Below are 17,196 nucleotides of genomic sequence, written 5' to 3' on the forward strand. Positions count from 1 at the left end.
TTTACCGAACTGACAAACAAGATACGGACCAGTTTGCAAGGGCCGCGACCGGCCCGGACCGCAACCGCCGACTGAAAAATATTTTAAATAAAATCAATCGCCTAAATCCGTTTGCAGTATACGCAGATTGCTTCCCGCTACTGCCGGTCCGACACAAGCCGCATTGCAGATCCTACATATCCCCGTGAGTTGCGGGGTTTGCGACATAGCAAAACGTCGGCTGCAAACCAAAATCAGCCTAAGTCCAGATAATCCCGCTATTCGTAAGACTTCGCGGCGACGCCAAAAACCGCCGCTCCCCCAAACATTGCATTTACTTGAAGCTGGGCGCAAAGGCTGCTTGGCCTTTGCGATTCTTTAGCCCAGTTTTGCAACCACTATGCTGAATCCTGGGTTGTCTGCGGCGAATGCCGAGTTTTGTCCGCTGACCGGTAACCGGATCGGCAACGCCGGCCCTGGCGGCCGCTGCCTCAGGCGTAATACAGCTTGCGTAATTCCAGCATAGACGCCGCAACCAACTCGGCGTTATCGCTGGCGCGCTTTACCGCATAACCGGCTTTGCCCAAGGTGATTTCCTCGCCGGCGGCGGCGTAAGCGACCACGTTGTGACCGACATCGAGATCCCTGCGGTGCAAGCCGCCATACTGGGTGTTGAAATCGGCCAGCAGTCCGCAATGCGGCGGATTCATGACCGATCCCCACCACGACAATTGGGCAACATCGTGACTCCAAAAATCGCCGATCGCTTCCGGCGGCAGGCAGCGCTCCACCAGACGGTCGCCGATCACCGCATACTGGCGCCGGCTGATTTTTCCCGGTTCGTCGCCGACGTTGTCGCGGCATTCCAGAATCTCGCCGTTAACGAAACTCTCGGTCGCCGGCACCACCCGGTTCCATTGGCCATCTAATGCTTTGTGCTCGAACATATTGCCTTTCTCCAATTACAGTTGAACGAAACCTACGGGAAGGCGGGCAACGGCATTCCCGGACATCGACACTGCAAGCAAATTCGCGGCCAATTCTCGGTTAGCCGGGCAGCGGGATTGCCGTTTTCAGGATATTTTTAAAAACAAGGATTTAGCCATCATCCTTAGCGCAAAACTGGCATTGGCAGCCCGATAATGGCCCGCACCCGCCGTGTTTTGCAGGTTCGGACACGACAATTTGTCGGCTTTGCATTGTGCACCGGTAAGGCGCACCCGGTTAAACCCCAACGCTCTGTAGCCGGAATTGCTCGGGCCGCGTTAGCGTCCCCGTTACCGCTTTGAGCGGTTCATTTTATAAAGCCCCCGGCGGTTGTCGGGGGCTATTTACTCTGCTGAGCAACGCCATCAAACATACCTTTGTCGGCGAAATTCAGGTTTCGATGCGTAAATGCGGACAATGGGTTGATCTAGACGTGCGCGACAAAGATGCCGGTATGGCGGCTGACCAACTTAACCACGTGTTCGTACGCTTCCATCGGGTACCAGACTTGTGCGCGCAGCTACGAGGCAACTGGTATCGGCTTAGCTCTGGTAAGCGAGTTGGTCTGCTCGCACGGCCGACATGACGATCGTTCTGCTAATCTGAAAACGTAAAATTGGCTACGTGCATTTTGAGGTTGGGAGTGATTTCAAAACGGTTTTAAGTGCCGGTAGCCGGTGAAAACATGCTTGGTTAAAATCGATCGGAATTTGGCGCTAATGACTTTCCTGGGGTTGGTTGGATCTACAGCCGTTAGGCTCCTTCCGGCCAATTGTCGCCATTGAATCACGCTTGGCAATAGACAACAATGGGTCTGTTTTACCCTTTCAAATATGACAGAGCTAGTTCGGCCAATACCTGACCGTCGAGGCCGAAATTCAATCTCAACAATTAGGTAACCAGCGATCCAGTTGATTGGCCGATATAAGGCAAACAGATTTTCTTTACCAGTACATAATAACCGCCAGATTTAGACGTTTAGCAAAACCGCCGACAAACAACTCAGCCCACAACAAGAGCTTTTATTATCATGCGACGGTTGCCATACGTAGAAAATCTCGGAATAACTGTTGCGTTAATCCCCAAATTGCGATTAGGTATATCCTTATGTCCATCAGTGTTTAAAGCAGAATCCCGACGTGAAATTATGGTTGATATTATTTTGCCGACTTTTTGCAGCGACTTTCATCATTATTATTATTTCCGAATGCTTTATTTACCTGAACAACCATCAAACAAATTTTTTCCTTATTTTCATCGTTAGATAAAGTATTTGAAATTGTTTTTCCACTATCCACCATTTTTGCAAGGCTTGAAAAAATTTCATTTGCGATATCAATAGTAAACTCGCCATTAGCGGTATCCTCAAGGCTTTTAACGGCTTTAAGGAGTCGGTCAGGAGCATCTCCAACGTTTTCATCAATTTCAATATCATACTCTGCGGCAGCACTAATTAATTTTTCACTCTGTGATTCGGTATTATTCCAAATAGTTTTAACACATGGGTAAAGTTTGTCATAAGTAGTCTGGCCTATACATTGTTTTGCTGGCATGGCTTTATTTACAGATGCTTTCCAATCGTCAAACGCGTCTTTTACGAGTTTTACTTTAAGATGTCTTCGGGTAGTTTCCTGATAATTAATCATAATCTTCCCTCCATCAACAGCATTTCGAAGTGCTTTAATATTGTCTTTATTACTTAAATATTCTTTTAACGCATCAGCTCTACGGCCCTCGTCAATTTGCAGAAGTATTTCAGTTGCTATAGGCTTCCCAACGTTCTGCCACACTTCGTAAATTGCTTGTCCTGCTGCTACAAACTGGAGAAATTCAACATTTGTTGGAAGCGCATCATCTGGTAAGACAGTTTTTAAGTATTGATCAATATCTCCTTTACATTGTCTATCTTTAGAAAGACCTTCTTCTCCAGGTTTCCCAATTATTTCGTAATCGTTTCCAAGCGAAGATAATAATTTATTAAAATCTTTTTCTGGTGGCGCTGCTACAAGTTCTAAACCGCTAGCAGTTGCATCAAGGTGACCTTGTTTTCGTGATATGCCAGCATTACGTCGAATGGGATCGCACAAAAAAAGCTTAAAGTCTGGATCATTGCCCAAACTACCATTTATAACTGCTTGTTTTTGAGCCCACCTCAACATTTGCAGTCTTAGATTAGTTCTTAGAGTCAATTCTTCTTTTTTTATACGCTCTCCAAGTGCTTTGTTGGCTTCAGATAATTGTTTTACATCCCCAAGATAACTACTTCTAGGTGCACAACTAGTTAATAAAAAAAGCAAAGAAACCAGACAAATGCATTTAACGATTAGCTTGTTAGTTTTATTGTGTATCATAGATTTATATTTATTTATATTGAAAAAATTACCAATCAGAATCCCATTCATTTTTACTTTTTAAATCCGCAATTATAGAAGAGCTTCTGACTGCACAGTTTGCCCCACCTAACCCAGCGACATGGATACCTATAACTTCCTCTTCAAATTCTTCAGCCAATGGGCTTCCGCTAGTCCCTTCTTCAGCATCACATCTATGTTTAAATCTTGGATAAGAGCATGCGCTAGATATGGATTTAAGTCCGTCATCTGTAATTTGGCAGTCTTCATCAGAGTTTGTATAAATTCCTGCTTTATCTTCTTCGTAGTATCCACCAGTCCAAAATCCAATAAGTTTTAATTTTGTATTATTCAAAATAATATCATTAGCTGATAGTTTAAGGATTCCTCTATTAGGCTGTATTGAATCAAGTTTAATTACTACATAATCCAACTCATTCACTGGGCTATCTTCAAGTACCTTTCCAATAACAGAGTTTTCTCTTAATTTGGTATCATAGTAAAGTCCAAATCGTACCACTACGGGTAAACCTTTCAGTTTTGTGTTCGAATCACCAAAACAATGCCTTGCAGTTAGAACTATACCTTTAGCGAATTGGAATCCAGAGCATGTTACAAGATTTTTCCCGTCTGGGGTATCCGCTTGTATTCCAACAATTGCGTCGAAACCCTTACTGATTACATCGCCATTTATACCAGAAACTAAATCGATATGAGCTTCATGTTGTATATGTTCAACTTTTACCCGAGATTGCAGTCTAATTAACGCGCTCCATACTGCTTTTCCAGATATATCACCATGGAATACAACATCTCCTGGAGTTGTTAACGGGATCTCAATTTCAATGGTTTTATCATCTAGCTCTATGATGTTATTTGATTCCCTTAACTTGCCAATCGTCTTACCTCCAGCAAGAATCTCAATTCCTTTATTGGCAAGAATTCCTTCGTAGAACTCGAAGCGAAGCCTGACCGGCAATTTTGCTTCATTAAATGAAACTAATGGAGTATCAGATTCAATATCAATATTTCTGGGATCAATTTCTCCAATAACTTCTGAGTGAGCGTAATTGGTAAAATGGAAAATAACTAAAAAAAATAAAAACACCTTCATTAGTCTTGTCCTCTCAATGGCGATAAATATACACTCGATTTTAATAGATTTATCCCAAAAATCCCTTCTGCTCCCTCTTCATATATACAAGAGTTATCTGACTCCTTTCCTTGAATATTACACTCAGGCGCTACACCTGATATGTCTGGTGCAAGTAGAACATGACGTCGTATTACTGGCAAATAAACAGTTTTTCTGTAATTTTCAAGGGGTGGTAGTGCTGCCAAGTAAACAACAGTAAACATTGGAGCTCCGTCGATGCCATGATATTTAGAAGGCTCAAGTATTAGCCTTAACACATAATTGAATGGAATAATTTGAGGCAAGGGTGCAGTTGGATTTAAAGATTTATTATATTGAATGTTACTTTCAAAAAGTCGAATACACCCGTATTTCCTATTTGCATTTGGACATACTTTTGGGTCATATTTCTTTGCTCTTAATTTGGCCTCTCTCAGATTGCCGCCTGTTTCAACCAAATCTTTAAGATTTTTATTAATTGCAAGTCTAAATATACGGTCAATGGCCTTTTCATTAAGATAGCCGAATCTAACTTTATCTCCGTCTTCGTCAATTTCTACGCCTGAAGATATAATCGCCAATGCTTTCCAAGCAATCTGAATATTGAAAGGTGCTTGTCGTAAAGCAGCAATTACTGACCCAGCAACTCCAGCGGCAGAAGATGAACCAGATGCTAAAGAAAATTCAGGAATCTTCTGACCAAACTCATTATTATTTAAGGATGCTGTTAATATATCTTTACCTGGGGCAGCAATCCATATTACTCCTGACCCAAGTATATATTTTTCCTCATCAAAGAGTTTCGTTTCGTTACCAAGACTTGCGGCAACGGTTAATGCTAAGTCATAGAAACCTAGACATGCTGGGTACTCATTACATTCACTAATAGTAGAACTTGAAAGCCACTGTCTTTGATCAAATGGATTGAGTTGATAAGGAGGAAAATCTCTTGGACTGTCAGATCGTCTTTGAGGTGCTGAAACTACGGCGATACCATCGCTTATTAAAAACCTCTGATATTCTTTTATTATATTTCTTATATTATTCTGATTTTCACTACTTATTTTCCAGTTAGAAAAAGGTAAGATAAATGTCAATCCATCATGGCCATGATATTCGTTAGGCTTGTCTAGATATAGTGTAGATATAAATCCTGATGAGTTTCCTGGAGCTAATAATCGTTCTACTTTTCGATTTTGACAAGTAGCTGAATTCCCAATCGACACACCTAGAACATTTAGAGCATGCTGCCATATATCTGCGTCACCAAGTTGTCTTGGCGGTAATTGGCATAGAGATAATACTTTAGAAGACTCCAAGGAACCGTCAATAAATGGATGATAAAGACTATTCCCTTGGTTATAGTTAATATCAGAAGTTTTTAGAACATCACGTCTTCGATCATCTCCAACCATAAGTCCGTCAGGACTTATGGTTTGAATATCATTATCGATCAGTACGCTTGGAAATTTTATAGGTGAAATCCAGGCATTTTCAATTGATTTTGTATCAGTTAAGGTTATTTTGTTTTCTACTATTTCAGGCGTTAATCCCAAGATAGAGCCATCTCTTCTGGGACAAATGACTGTGCCGACAATTCCTTGAGTTCCTAGATTGATTTGGTCTTTATGTTTTTTTAAAACCTCTTCAACTAATTCATCAAGTAACTGTTTGTCGGCCTTGTTCAATAGAGTAACACGCAAAATTGGAATAATCCTATTGTTAGCATCCTTATAATCAATGTATTCAATTTCTATATTCGGTAGAAGAAGGTATAATTTACCTTCTTCTACAAATTTAAACGCTTCAGTGACTCTCTTTTCCAGGTAAAAGTCATCCGGCCACAGTTTTTTATTGATCAAAACATTCCAATTATTTTCTTCGCTAAATTCTATTTTTGTAGATTTTTTTAAAAAAACATCTGAATTCGAATTGATCAATGTTTCGTACAGAACAGCAAGTTGCGTTGATTTTGAACTTGAAGCTGGATTTAATGTAAAGCTTAAACTACATTCATCGGCAGATGCTTTTAATGGAAAAGTTAATATCAATAAAACATATAAAAATTTAATATATCTAAAGCATTTGAAACAGAACATTTCCAAAAATAGGACGGATTTAGCCTTTTCACTTACCGTTTTGTGTGAAGTAAAAATGCAACTCATAACGAAATTACCCATGTTCGTTTTGGAGAAATCATGGGTAAAGAAAACTGCCAACCTAGACCATACGATTCATTGTCAGGACATGTAACATAATAAAGTGAAAGATGGGATCCAAAGCAGAGCTTTATGGGCTGAGGACATAGAAACGGTACAAGTGTACGTAGTCGGATTAACGGAAATGTATTCACTAAGGCAAGCAAGCACTCTGCCGGTATGTAGATAGTAATTGCATCAGCTGATCCTCTACTTGCCCCACTCATGCAACCTCACAAGATATTAAGTTGTTTAGCTTTTTTGTTTTTATTTTAAGTCAGCACGAATCAGCTGCTGAGCCTTAACGCTTCAGATGTTAATCAGTTTAAATCTTGAAAAAAGTTAAATATTACTTAACTCAATTTACATAGATTCCTTGGAAATTTTTTTAGCAGGCTGCTCATGGTTCTTGGTTTAGGTTGCCAACGGCTGCTTTGTGGTCCGCCAGTTTGCATTACCTGTATTTAGCTGAGTGACTGCTTTGAAGCAACGCGACCGTCAAAAATGGGTGGATAGCACACTTCAACTAAACCCAAGTCTTGTGCGGATTGTTAAATAAATTTCACTATTAAGCAATATTACATTTGTACCAGTACATTTGTACTAACTCGGCTGATTATAAAAGACACATTGGCTTTTCTAAATCTGGAAATGGGATGACGGCTTTGTGCTCATTTGCAGTCATACAAAAATTGCAGCCGAAAGTCGGCTTGGGGTCGGTTTTACTCATTCGCCATGGCAAAAGCTGGCATGCCATCCCATCGGCTGAGCCAAGTGCGCGAGTTCGACCAATACTGCCCTAGCTGAATTCGAACCGCAGTTCGCACGAAATAGATCTTGCAAATCAGATATTGTGTCAACCACGTATTGCACAACGCGGGCAATTATCGCTTCGGATGGACGTTGGGCTATCCAACCTTAGAATGCACTCAGCCGTAAAATTAAAGGCAGTACCGGTCTTAACCTCAGCTCGGTATTCATACCCTGGCCGCCGGTCGCCGAGTTGTGGTTATAATCGGCCATGCCTTTATCTGCCGCCTTTACCCGCCAATGCCTCGACTTGCTCGGTGCCGCCAACGTCGTCACCGAGCCCGAGCGCTTGCGGGTTTACGAATGCGACGGCCTGTCCGCCTACCGCACCCTGCCGGAGCTGGTGGCGCTGCCGGAAACCGCCGAGCAAGTCCTGGCGTTGATGCGCTTATGCCGCGAGCAGCGGGTGCCGGTGGTGCCGCGTGGCGCCGGCACTGGTCTGGCTGCCGGCGCGATGCCGGTGGCCGGCGGCATCGTCATTGGTTTGAGCAAGATGAACCGCATCGTGGCGCTCGATCCGCTGAACCGCACCGCCACGGTCCAGCCCGGCGTCAGAAACCTGGCCATTTCCGAAGCCGCCAAAGCGCACGGCTTGTTTTACGCACCGGACCCTTCGTCGCAAATCGCCTGCAGCATCGGCGGCAACATCGCCGAAAATGCCGGCGGCGTGCACTGCCTGAAATACGGCTTGACCGTGCACAACGTGTTGCAGATCAAATTGGCGACGATAGACGGCGAACTGCTGACCCTGGGCGGCCCCGGCCTCGATGCGCCGGGCTACGACCTGCTGGCGTTGGCGATAGGCTCGGAGGGTTTGCTGGGTATCGTGGTCGAAGCCACCGTCCGGCTGCTGCCGTTGCCGCCGGCGACGCGGGTGCTGTTGTCGGCTTTTCCCAGCGTCGAGCAAGCCGGCGCGGCGGTGGCAGCCGTGATCAGCTCCGGCTTGCTGCCGGCCGGCCTGGAGCTGATGGACAACCCGGCCATCCGCGCCACCGAAGCCTTCGTCCACGCCGGCTATCCGCTCGATGCCGCGGCATTGTTACTGTGCGAACTGGACGGTTTGCCGGAACAGGTGGCGGCCGACAGCGAACGCGCCATCGCGGTGCTGACGGCGGCCGGGGCCAGCGAAATCCGCAGCGCCGACGACGAAGCGCAACGCAAACGCTTCTGGGCCGGCCGCAAGGCCGCGTTTCCGGCGGTCGGTCGCATCGCCAGCGATTACTACTGCATGGACGGCACGATTCCGCGTAAACACCTGGCCGAGGTATTGCGCCGAATTTCCGAGATGACGGCGGAATTCGGCCTGGCGGTAGTCAACGTATTCCACGCCGGCGACGGCAATTTGCATCCTTTGATTTTGTACGACAACGGCGTCGACGGCGAATTTGCCAAAGCCGAGGCCTTCGGCGGCAAAATACTGGAACTGTGCGTCGCGGTCGGCGGCACCATCACCGGCGAACACGGCGTCGGCAGCGAAAAAATTCCCTATATGTGCGTGCAGTTCGGCAGCGGCGAATTGGAACAATTCCAGCGCTTGAAACGCGCCTTCGACCCTTACGCTCTGTTGAATCCGGGCAAGGCGGTGCCGACCTTGCACCGCTGCGCCGAACTCGGACGGATGCACGTCCATCGCGGCGAACTGCCGCATCCGGATCTGGAGCGATTCTGATGGCCGGCGATAGGAGCGCCGAATTGCGCGACTACATCGAACGGGCCGCGGCGACCAACACGCCGCTGCGCATCGTCGGCGGCAACAGCAAAGCCTTTTATACCGGACCGGTAGCAGGCGTCGATCTATTGGAAGTAGCCGGACACACCGGCATCGTCGGTTACGAACCCAGCGAACTGGTGGTGACGGTCCGCGCCGGCACCCGCCTCGCCGAACTGGAAGCCGCGCTGGCCGGACATGGTCAGATGTTGGGCTTCGAGCCACCTTATTTCGGCGCCGACGCCACCATCGGCGGCACTCTGGCCTGCGGCTTTTCCGGCCCGCGCCGGCCATTCGCCGGCAGCGCCCGCGATTTCGTGTTGGGTTGCCAGATCGTCAACGGCCGCGGCGAGGAGCTGAATTTCGGCGGCCAGGTCATCAAAAACGTGGCCGGTTTCGACGTGTCGCGGCTGATGGTCGGCGCGCTGGGCAGCCTGGGTCTGTTGTTGCAGAGCTCGTTACGGGTACTGCCCAGGCCGGAAACCGAGACGACCGTGGCATTCGCGCCGGCCGAAGCAGCCGCCGCGATCGAGTTCATGAACCGTCTGGCCGGCCGGCCCTGGCCGCTGTCGGCGCTGGCTTACGCCGGCGGCCGGGTCCGGGCCAGGCTGTCCGGCGCCGCAGAGGCGGTGAGCGCCGCCGCAACCAAGATCGGCGGCGATATCGACGCCGACGGCGACGCGTTCTGGCAGGACTTGCGCGAACAACGTTTGCCGTTTTTCCAGCAGCCGGGCAATTTGTGGCGGATCGCGATGGCGCCGGCCGCACCGCAACCCCAATTGGCCGGCGATTGGTTGCTGGATTGGGGCGGCGCCCAGCGTTGGCTGAAAACCGGCGAATCGGCCGCAGCGGTGCATCGGGCCTGCGCCGCTGCCGGAGTCCAGGCACGGCTGTTTCGCGGCGAGGCCGGTTCGGATCGGCAGCGCATCGCGCCGGAATTGGCCGCGCTGCAGCGCCGCGTGCGCCAGGCCTTCGATCCGCTCGGCCTGTTCGTCCCCCTCCCGGATTAAGCCCATGCAAACCCGAATCGATCCAAGCCTGGCCGGCCACCCCGGTATCGACGCCGCTCAAGCGGCGTTGCAGCGCTGCGTCCATTGCGGCTTTTGCAATGCCGCCTGCCCGACCTACCGTTTACAAGGCGATGAACTGGACGGGCCGCGCGGCCGGATTTATCTGATCAAACAATTGCTGGAGGGCCAGAACGCCAGCGCCTCCAGCCAACACCATCTGGACCGCTGTCTGGGCTGCCGCGCCTGCGAATCGGCCTGCCCGTCCGGCGTCGAATACGGCCGCTTGCTCGATGTGGGCCGGGAAATCGCCGCCGGCCGGATTGCGCGGCCGTGGCGGCAGCGCTGGCTGCGCCGGGCCTTGCTGGCGATACTGCCCTACCCGCGCCGGCTGACGCCGCTGGCCACACTGGCGCGGCTGGCGAAACCGTTGCTACCGGCCGCGTTACGGGCCAAGGTACCGGCCAAACCGGCGCCGGAAACCTGGCCGCCGCTAAGCCACCGGCGGCGGATGCTGATCCTGGAAGGTTGCGTGCAGCCGGCGCTGGCGCCGCGCATCAACGCCGCCACGGCGCGGGTGCTGGACCGTCTCGGCATCAGCGTGATTCAAGGCCCAAGCGCGTGTTGCGGCGCGCTGGCGCACCATCTGGACGAGCGCGAAGCGGCGCTGGACACGATCCGGCGCCGAATCGACGCCTGGTGGCCGGCATTGCAGGCCGGGGCGGAAGCCATCGTCATCACCGCCAGCGGCTGCGGCACCATGGTCAAAGATTACGGCTATCTGCTGCGCGACGACCCGGACTATGCCGCAAAGGCGGCGCAAGTCGCGGCCGCGGCCAAGGACATTGCCGAAATCATTCAGGCCGAGGATATCGCCAAGTTGGCGGTGAACCCGCGCAAAATTGCGTTTCAGGCGCCTTGCAGTCTGCAACACGGCCAGCCATTGTCCGGCGTCGTCGAAAGTCTGCTGACCGGCCTGGGTTTCGAGCTCGCGGCGGTGGCAGATGCCGGCTTGTGCTGTGGCTCGGCCGGCAGCTATTCGTTGTTGCAACCGGAATTGTCCGGCCGCCTGCGCCAGGCCAAACTTACCGCACTGCAAGCTGGGCAACCGGAATTGATCGCCAGCGCCAACATCGGCTGCCTGTTGCACTTACGGGAAACGGCGCAACTGCCGGTGGTGCACTGGATAGAATTGCTGGACGGCTGGGATCGGTAAAGCCGTGTATTGCGAAGGTTTGACGCCGATCAAAGCGCAGCCGTTTCGGCGAGGTAAAACGCACGAATTCAGGAGCAAAATCCGCCGGGAAGGCCTAACTTAAACTGCCAAAAGGGAGCATCCCATGAACCACAAACTATCCGTCGCCGCCCTGATTCTGATCGCGGCAACTGCCGCCGGCCGAAGCGAGGCGGCAAATTTTTCCAGCGTTTATGCCTTCGGCGACTCGCTGTCCGACAGCGGCAAAAGCGCCTCGTCGGTCTGGAGCATTTACAATTTTTTAAATGGCTATCCGGGACCTATCAATCCCAACGGCAATTGCGATTCCAACCATCCCTGCCCGCCCTATTTTGAAGGCCGCTATTCCAACGGCCCTGCCGCCGTGGAGCGGGTGGCGAATGCGGTTTTGCCCGGTGGCGCCAACGCCGGCAATTTTTTCAATTACTCGGTTTCCGGCGCCACCAGCGGCATCGGTAACTTCGGCGACGGCGGCTCGCAGTCGGTCCCCGGCGGTTTCGCTCTACCGGGCATCGCCCAACAAATCGGTTTTTATCTGAACACCGCCGCCCCGACCGCCAATGCCCTGCACTTCGTCTGGGGCGGTGCCAACGACTATCTGACCGACGTCTATATCCCGCTGGCAACTCAATCCGGCCTCGACCCCAGAGCAGTCGCCAAAAACGCGGCACAAACCGCCGCAACCAACATCGCCGGTTACGTCGGTGCGTTGGCGGCTTTCGGCGCAGAAACCATCCTGGTGCCCAACTTGCCCGATTTGGGCTTGACGCCGTTCGTCACCAGCCAAGGCCAGGGCGTGATCGACCCGGCGCGCGAATATTCGTTGACCTTCAACCAAACCCTGGCCAGTTTATTGGGTCTGGTCGACAACCAGTTCGCCGCCACCGACATCGTCGAATTCGACTCGTTCGGTTTATTCAATGCCATCGTCGCCAATCCGGCCGGATTCGGCTTCGGCGACGCGGTCAGCGCCTGCGTCAGCTTACCCGACGCCTGCGCCGATCCGAATAATCATGTGTTTTGGGATGATTTCCATCCGACGGCGGCGATGCATGCGCTGGTCGCCAACGCCATGGTCAGCCAGGTACCGTTGCCGGCTGCCGGCTGGTTGTTCGCCGCCGGCTGGTTAGCGCTGTGTCGCCGCCTCCGGTTTACCGCGCCGGCCAGCGCATAAGCTCTAGTTGGTTGCGGCCGGTTCAAGCATCCGGCCGCAGGGCATCAACCGGGACGGCCTCGATTCAACTCGGCGATGGCCCGCTGCAAGGCCTCGATCAACTCTTCGGCTTGGCGCAACGCATGCTCGTCGCCAAGCCGGACCGAACGCAACACCCGAATCGCAACCGCTTCCAACTCCGGCGCGCAGACATTGCCGGCCATGCCTTTTAAATTGTGCGCCATCTCCTTGAGTACCTCTAAATCCCGGCTTGCTAGCGCTTGGCGCAATAGTTCGGCATCGCCTGCGTGGTGCTCGGCCGCCATACGAATCAAACGGTCGACGAAATCGGTTTGATTCGGAAACTTTTTGGCAAGCGCCGGCCAATCGACTGGCGGCAATGGCGTCGGCTCCGCTTGGCCTAAACTCAACGGCGCCAAGCCCGGATTGGCACCGGCATTGCCAATCTGATCGCGCAAGGCCGACACCAGGGTTTCGATATCGAGCGGTTTGGTCAAAGTCGCCGCCATTCCTGCCGCCAAACAGCGCATATGTTCTTCTTTCAGGGCGTGAGCGGTCTGGCCGATCACCGGCAGCGCCGGCGCAATTTGCCTGATGAGCCGGGTTGCTTCGAGCCCGTCCATCTCCGGCATCTGTACATCCATCAACACCAGATCGAAGTTCTGCGGCGCGTGTTGCACTGCTTCGACGGCCAAACGCCCGTTAGCGACCATCTGCACCTCGGCGCCTTCCTGGCGCAGAAAATCCTCCAGCACCAGCTGATTGATCGCATTGTCCTCGGCGGCCAGTATCCGCAGGCCGGCCAGACGCCTTTCGCCGGTAGTGCGGGTGATTGCAACCGGATTGTCGCAGTGATCGATCAGCCGCAGCGGTAGGCGCAGAGTAAAGGTGCTACCCACACCCAGTCTGCTGTCGACCTCGAGCGTACCGCCCATCATTAGCGCCAGACGCCGGCTAATCGCCAGGCCCAGGCCGGTGCCGCCGAATTTGCGGGTGGTGGCGCTGTCGGCCTGTTCGAACGCCTCGAACAATCGAGCCAAATTGGATTCGGCAATACCGATGCCGGTATCGCGGACGCGAAACACCAACTCGCCGCCCTCGCAGCTGCCGCTTAGGCAGATTTCGCCGGTCTGGGTAAATTTGATGGCGTTGGCAATCAGGTTGATCAGGATCTGGGAAATTCTGACCGGATCGCCCAGGCAGGCCTTGGGCAATGCGTCGTTTTGGACAAGCAATTTCAGATTCTTAGCGGCGCCGGCCTCGGCAAAGGTTTGCAAGGCGGTGTCGGCCAAATAGCCGGGATCGAGCGGCACGCTTTCGATTTCCAGCTTGCCGGCTTCGATTTTGGAAAAATCCAGAATATCGTTGATGATGGTCAGCAACAATTTGCCGGAATCGAGAATACGGGAAAATATCTCCTGGGTTTCGCCCCGGCCCACACTGTCGCGGTAACCGATCTGGGCCAGACCGAGCACGCCGTTAAGCGGCGTACGGATCTCATGCGACATATTGGCCAAAAACTCGCTTTTCATCCTCGCCAATTGCTCGGCGGCCCGGCGCGCATCTTCCCTGGCCTGATCCGCCAAATAACGTTCGGTATTGTCATAGAAGCTCATCACCGCGCCGGACAAGCCGTCACCGTTCCAAACCGGCTGCGTGGCGACGGAAACTTGCAGCGCACGGCCGTCGGCACACCAGAACACCTCGCCGTCCAGCCTCAATTCCTTTCCGGCGACAACCGCATGGAACAAAGGACAGGCTTCGGCAGCACAACGCCGGCCGTCGGCCCGCCGGTAATGAATCACATCGTGCACGTTGCGGCCCAATATGTCTTCGACCGCATAGCCCAACAATTGCGCCGCCGCCGGATTCGCCATCCGCACCAAACCTTGGGCATCGAGTTCGAATATGCCTTCCGCAGCCGACTCGACCACTTGCCGGTAGCGTTGTTCCGCTTGCCTGGCTTCCCCGGTTCGGGCTTCGACCAGGCGCTCCAGATGAAACCGGTGTTTTTCCAGTTCGGCTTCGGCCTGCTTCAGATGAGTCACATCGGAAACGATTGCATAAAATCCCCTGACCTCGTGGTCCCTGATATCGGGAATTTATTGCACCATGGCATGCCGCGCCGGGCGGTCGTTAAGCGCCGGGTATTCGGTATCGAATACCTGTTTTTCGCCGCGCAACACCGCTGCAACCCGAGGCAGATTGCTCGGATAAACCCCCTCCGGCAACACTTGGCCCATGTGTCTACCCCGCATCACTGCGGGATCGATGCCGAACCAATCCGCGTAAGCGGCGTTGCCGAAGCGATTGACCAAATCTTTATCCCAGTACCCGATCATGGCCGGGACATTATCGAGGATGGTACGGTAAAAAACTTCCCGCACCGCCAGTTCCGCTTCTTTGGCCTTGAGCGCCCGCAGATCGAAAATCGTTGTCATCAGACCGAGAAAATTGCCTTGGGCATCGCGGATACTGGACACGGTCAGAAACACCGGCACGGCACTACCGTCTTTGGCTTGCCGCACAACTTCCCGCGCGCAACCGCCCTGCTCGAAAGCCTGCCGCAATATGTCCAGTTGTTCGACTCTGCTGTCCGGGTCGTCCGGCACCAAAAAACTCGGGTGGCGGCCGCAGACCTCATGCTCGGCATAGCCGAATAATTGCAAAAACGCCGGATTGACAAATTCAATGGTGCCGTCGGCAGCGGCGATTACATTGGGAGCCGCGGATTGACGCAAGGCCTCCGACAGGCGGTAGCGTTCGCTCTCCGCGGCCTTGCGTTCGGTAATGTCTTCGGAGAAGAAAACAACGCCGCCGACCGAACCATCTCGCGCCGGCCATGGCCGTACCTCCCATTTCAACCATTGCACGCTGCCGTCGCTACGCCGGAAACAATCCTCGTCTTTGCGGATCACCTCCCCGGCCAGGCCGCGGCGATGAACAGCTTTCCAGTCGTCGCCGATCTCCGGAAACACGGCATAATGCGATACGCCGTACAATGCGGTGTCGCCCAAGCGGTAATCCTCGCGCCAGCGTTTGCTGGCCGCCAGGTAACGCATGTCCCGGTCGAACATCGCCAATGCCGCCGGCGCATGTTCGATCAATATCCGCAACCGCTCTTCGCTGTCGGCCAAGGCGTCTTCGGCCCGTTTGCGCTGAGTAATATCCAACACCGACAACAACATTTCGTCGCCCAACCGGACCCGGCCGAGCAGCACGGTTTTGCTGCTGCCGTCCTTGCACTGCACCGATAACTCGGATTGGGTTAACTCGGCTTCCGCCAGTTCGGCCCACCGCTGCCGGCAAAGCTCGGATTGCTGCAGACTCGATTCGGGATCGGCGATCACCTTGTCCCGCCAATCTTCTATGCTGGGCAATTCGTCCGGCCCATAGCCGAACAGATTGACGAATTCGCGGTTCATCGAGACGAAGGCGCCATCGCGGTTGCTGGTGGAAAAGGCCACGGGCGACTGCTCGTACATCTGGCGAAAGCGGGCTTCGCTGGCCGCCAACGCTATTCGCTGTTGCTCGATAGTATCCATCAAGCGTTTGCGCTCGGTCACGTTGCGGGCAACGGCGAACATGCCGATCGGCAATCCGTTGCGGCCGACGACCGGCCCTTTGATGGTCGAAAACTCCAGAATCAGACCGTCCCGGTTTTCCAGATGTTCGTCCAGCATGATAGGTTTGCCGCTCAGCATTGCCGCCCTATCGTTGGCCATGAAGGCCATCCCGACCTCCACCGGAAACAAGGCCAAGTCGTCTTTGCCGATGATTTCCGCGAGCGGTTTGCCGACGAATTCACAGGTGGCGGCGTTGGCCAGCACGTATCGGCCTAGCGCATCCTTGGCGAATACCGCATCCGGGGTACCGTCGACGATGGCTTGCAGCAGGTAGCGGGTGGCTTGCGCTTCCACCAACGAACGCTGCAAGCGCCCGCTCAGAGAGGACAAGGTAATCCCCGACAGCAGAAAAATCGCCAATTGCAAACTTTCCACCGCCGATATCACCACGAAACTGTCCAGCGGCAGCAGGAGCCGATAGCAGACGAAACCCGTCGACAGCAGCGTCGCGGTAAACCCTGGCCCGTTGCCGCCAAGCAAGGCGCTGAACACGACCGGGATCATGAATAGCACCAGCATCGGCCGCTGACCGAACGGCATGGCGAACTCTTGCCTGACCCACATCGTCGCCAGCGTAATGCAGACGGCAAACAGGTACATGGGCCAACGCCGCGGCTTATCGAGAAAACCGGTTACCGCCGAAGTCAGATGGGATTGGGCCTGATCGGCTGCCGAAACGGTCGCGACCGAATTCAATGCAAAAAACAGAAAACCGGTAGTGGCAACGACGAACAACACCCCTTTTGCGGTCGAAAACCAGACCACAGATTCGGTGTCGGTAATGTGAGCCAACAAGGTGTCGGATAAAAATATCCAGGCCAAACCGAGTATCAGGTAGGCCGTCGTTGCAAACAAAATAAATCGGTTTCTCGCCATGCCAAAATGTTCGAATGGTCCGGATAATGGGATCGCTTGCCAGGAGCTGATGCGCGCCCGTCTATTTCGATAATTTTGGCACAGTTTAAAATTCCTTCATCGGCAATAGAT

The 17,196-nt window shown here is 52.7% G+C and carries 11 protein-coding genes; 5 read left to right on the forward strand and 6 right to left on the reverse strand.

All coding sequences use genetic code 11. The annotated features are described in order from the left end of the window. Positions 1-470: 470 nt before the first annotated feature. Complete coding sequence (locus tag AC0IM9_RS00920) at positions 471-926, reverse strand: hypothetical protein (protein ID WP_482802718.1); 456 nt, start codon at positions 924-926, stop codon at positions 471-473. A gap of 338 nt (positions 927-1,264) precedes the next feature. Between AC0IM9_RS00920 and AC0IM9_RS00925 the strand changes: the two genes are divergently transcribed. After that, positions 1,265-1,552, forward strand: coding sequence for an ATP-binding protein (locus AC0IM9_RS00925; protein WP_482802719.1), 288 nt, complete (start codon positions 1,265-1,267; stop codon positions 1,550-1,552). A 571-nt stretch (positions 1,553-2,123) separates the two neighbouring features. Here the strand turns inward: AC0IM9_RS00925 and AC0IM9_RS00930 are convergent. The 3 genes from AC0IM9_RS00930 to AC0IM9_RS00940 are packed head-to-tail and all read right to left on the reverse strand — an operon-like array spanning position 2,124 to position 6,632. Next, positions 2,124-3,368: a hypothetical protein gene (locus AC0IM9_RS00930; protein ID WP_482802720.1), complete on the reverse strand. Its 1,245-nt coding sequence runs from the start codon at positions 3,366-3,368 to the stop codon at positions 2,124-2,126. Further along, complete coding sequence (locus AC0IM9_RS00935; RefSeq protein WP_482802721.1) at positions 3,346-4,431, reverse strand: trypsin-like serine peptidase; 1,086 nt, start codon at positions 4,429-4,431, stop codon at positions 3,346-3,348. Before AC0IM9_RS00935 ends, AC0IM9_RS00930 begins: the two co-directional genes overlap by 23 nt. Further along, complete coding sequence (locus tag AC0IM9_RS00940; RefSeq protein ID WP_482802722.1) at positions 4,431-6,632, reverse strand: hypothetical protein; 2,202 nt, start codon at positions 6,630-6,632, stop codon at positions 4,431-4,433. Before AC0IM9_RS00940 ends, AC0IM9_RS00935 begins: the two co-directional genes overlap by 1 nt. Positions 6,633-7,671: 1,039 nt before the next feature. Between AC0IM9_RS00940 and AC0IM9_RS00945 the strand changes: the two genes are divergently transcribed. The 4 genes from AC0IM9_RS00945 to AC0IM9_RS00960 all read left to right on the forward strand — a co-directional run bounded on the left by AC0IM9_RS00945 (position 7,672) and on the right by AC0IM9_RS00960 (position 12,583). After that, entirely contained in the window at positions 7,672-9,129 is a 1,458-nt protein-coding gene (locus AC0IM9_RS00945; protein WP_482802723.1) for an FAD-linked oxidase C-terminal domain-containing protein, read from the forward strand. Continuing rightward, positions 9,129-10,178, forward strand: coding sequence for a glycolate oxidase subunit GlcE (gene glcE, locus AC0IM9_RS00950; protein WP_482802724.1), 1,050 nt, complete (start codon positions 9,129-9,131; stop codon positions 10,176-10,178). Before AC0IM9_RS00945 ends, glcE begins: the two co-directional genes overlap by 1 nt. Positions 10,179-10,182: 4 nt before the next feature. After that, entirely contained in the window at positions 10,183-11,391 is a 1,209-nt protein-coding gene (glcF, locus tag AC0IM9_RS00955; protein ID WP_482802725.1) for a glycolate oxidase subunit GlcF, read from the forward strand. Between the two features lie 124 nt (positions 11,392-11,515). Further along, entirely contained in the window at positions 11,516-12,583 is a 1,068-nt protein-coding gene (locus tag AC0IM9_RS00960) for an SGNH/GDSL hydrolase family protein (RefSeq protein ID WP_482802726.1), read from the forward strand. A 44-nt stretch (positions 12,584-12,627) separates the two neighbouring features. Here the strand turns inward: AC0IM9_RS00960 and AC0IM9_RS00965 are convergent, their stop codons facing one another. Next, complete coding sequence (locus tag AC0IM9_RS00965; protein WP_482802727.1) at positions 12,628-14,631, reverse strand: ATP-binding protein; 2,004 nt, start codon at positions 14,629-14,631, stop codon at positions 12,628-12,630. A 54-nt stretch (positions 14,632-14,685) separates the two neighbouring features. Then, the gene (locus AC0IM9_RS00970) at positions 14,686-17,085 is read right to left on the reverse strand and encodes a PAS domain S-box protein (protein ID WP_482802728.1); all 2,400 of its coding nucleotides are present in this window, start codon (positions 17,083-17,085) and stop codon (positions 14,686-14,688) included. Between the last annotated feature and the right edge of the window lie 111 nt (positions 17,086-17,196).

The sequence above is a fragment of the Methylomonas sp. Uni0011 genome, from assembly GCF_056850255.1.

Bases quoted from the DNA above. Each gene is read 5' to 3' on its own strand.
- AC0IM9_RS00920 (WP_482802718.1), bottom strand. From the start codon at position 926: ATGTTCGAGCACAAAGCATTAGATGGCCAATGGAACCGGGTGGTGCCG.
- AC0IM9_RS00930 (WP_482802720.1), bottom strand. From the start codon at position 3,368: ATGAATGGGATTCTGATTGGTAATTTTTTCAATATAAATAAATATAAA.
- AC0IM9_RS00935 (WP_482802721.1), bottom strand. From the start codon at position 4,431: ATGAAGGTGTTTTTATTTTTTTTAGTTATTTTCCATTTTACCAATTAC.
- AC0IM9_RS00940 (WP_482802722.1), bottom strand. From the start codon at position 6,632: ATGGGTAATTTCGTTATGAGTTGCATTTTTACTTCACACAAAACGGTA.
- AC0IM9_RS00945 (WP_482802723.1), top strand. From the start codon at position 7,672: ATGCCTTTATCTGCCGCCTTTACCCGCCAATGCCTCGACTTGCTCGGT.
- glcE (WP_482802724.1), top strand. From the start codon at position 9,129: ATGGCCGGCGATAGGAGCGCCGAATTGCGCGACTACATCGAACGGGCC.
- glcF (WP_482802725.1), top strand. From the start codon at position 10,183: ATGCAAACCCGAATCGATCCAAGCCTGGCCGGCCACCCCGGTATCGAC.
- AC0IM9_RS00960 (WP_482802726.1), top strand. From the start codon at position 11,516: ATGAACCACAAACTATCCGTCGCCGCCCTGATTCTGATCGCGGCAACT.
- AC0IM9_RS00970 (WP_482802728.1), bottom strand. From the start codon at position 17,085: ATGGCGAGAAACCGATTTATTTTGTTTGCAACGACGGCCTACCTGATA.